Raw genomic sequence first — 293 nt, 5'->3', positions numbered from 1 at the left:
AATACGATGGCGAGGTCTTGCCCTTCTTCAGTTCCGACCAGGTACGGTCTGCCGACAGCGATGACTTGAAGCCCTTGTAATCAAACGGCATCGCGGTGCGCAGATTCACCAGGCCACCGACCGCACCTTCGACCTGCTCCGCCGACGGATTCTTGTAGATGTCGACGCCGGACACCAGTTCTGGCGGCACGTCTTCGAAGTTCAGCGAGCGGCCGCCGTTGGCGGAGAACGAATCGCGGCCGTTCAGTTCCGAGCGCACATAGCTCAGACCACGGATCGATACGCCCGAACCC

At 60.8% G+C, this 293-nt stretch carries 1 protein-coding gene; it reads right to left on the bottom strand.

From position 1 onward, the window contains the following. The coding region (locus V3391_RS17705; RefSeq protein WP_332079765.1) for a TonB-dependent receptor plug domain-containing protein at positions 1-293 on the bottom strand (293 nt) is incomplete at both ends.

The sequence above is a fragment of the Luteimonas flava genome (assembly GCF_036584485.1).
In the GTDB taxonomy this organism is placed as follows: domain Bacteria; phylum Pseudomonadota; class Gammaproteobacteria; order Xanthomonadales; family Xanthomonadaceae; genus Luteimonas; species Luteimonas flava.
The sequence above is the reverse complement of the archived record's forward strand: the minus strand, read 5'-3'. Positions and strand labels throughout refer to the sequence as shown.